At 69.3% G+C, this 1145-nt stretch carries 1 protein-coding gene; it reads left to right on the top strand.

The window, feature by feature from the left end; translation table 11 throughout:
* A partial coding sequence (locus ACFYZB_RS46765; RefSeq protein WP_388768288.1) for an acyltransferase domain-containing protein occupies positions 1 to 1145 on the top strand: 1145 nt, incomplete at both ends.

The following is a 1145-nucleotide window of genomic DNA, read 5'->3' on the forward strand; positions in this document are numbered from 1 at the left end:
ACGCAGGCGGCTGCGGGTGTTTCGGGCATCATCAAGATGGTCGAGGCGATCCGGCACGGTGTGCTGCCCAAGACCCTCCACGTCGACGAGCCGACGCACCAGGTGGACTGGTCGGAGGGCGGTGTCCGGCTGTTGACCGAGTCCCGGCCGTGGCCGGAGACGGGTCGTCCCCGTCGCGCGGGTATCTCCTCGTTCGGTATCAGCGGTACCAACGCCCACGTCATCATCGAGCAGGCCCCCGCCGAAGAGACCCCCGGGAACCCGGAAACGGAGCTCGGTCCGGTCATCTGGCCGCTCTCCGGCAAGACCCCGGAGGCCCTGCGCGCCCAGGCCGAGCGCCTGCGGACATACGTCACCGGCGACCCGTCCCCGAGCCCGCTGGACATCGCCCACTCCCTCGCCACCCGCCGTACCGCCCTGGACTTCCGGGCGGCCGTGGTGGGTGCGGACCGGGATGAGTTGCTGGCCGGTCTGGGTGCGTTGGTGGAGGGTCGGTCGGCTGCGGGTGTGGTGCAGGGGAGTGTGCGGGGGGCTGGTCGTACGGCGTTCCTGTTCACGGGTCAGGGGGCGCAGCGGGTCGGGATGGGCCGGGAGTTGTATGACGCCTTCCCGGTGTTCGCGGAGGCCTTCGATGCGGTCCTCGATGCGATCGACCTGCCGTTGCGTGAGGTCATCTGGGGTGAGGACGCGGAGCGGTTGAGTCGTACGGAGTTCACGCAGCCGGCGTTGTTCGCGGTTGAGGTGGCGCTGTATCGGTTGGTGGAGTCGTGGGGTGTCAAGCCGGACTATCTGGCCGGGCACTCCATCGGTGAGTTCGCCGCCGCCCACGTCTCGGGTGTCCTGTCCCTCGCCGATGCGGCGAGGCTGGTCACCGCTCGTGGCCGTCTGATGCAGGCGCTTCCGGAGGGCGGCGCGATGGTCGCCGTGCAGGCGACCGAGGAAGAAGTGCGTCCGCTGCTCGCCGACGGGGTCGGCATTGCGGCCGTCAACGGTCCTCAGTCGGTGGTGGTTTCCGGTGTGGAGGCGGAGGCGCTGCGGGTCAAGGCGCATTTCGAGGCGGAGGGTCGTAAGACGACCCGGCTGAAGGTCTCCCACGCGTTCCACTCGCCGCTGATGGAGCCGATGCTCGCCGAATTCCGATCCAT

It is taken from the genome of Streptomyces sp. NPDC001852 (assembly GCF_042891825.1).
Lineage (GTDB): Bacteria > Actinomycetota > Actinomycetes > Streptomycetales > Streptomycetaceae > Streptomyces.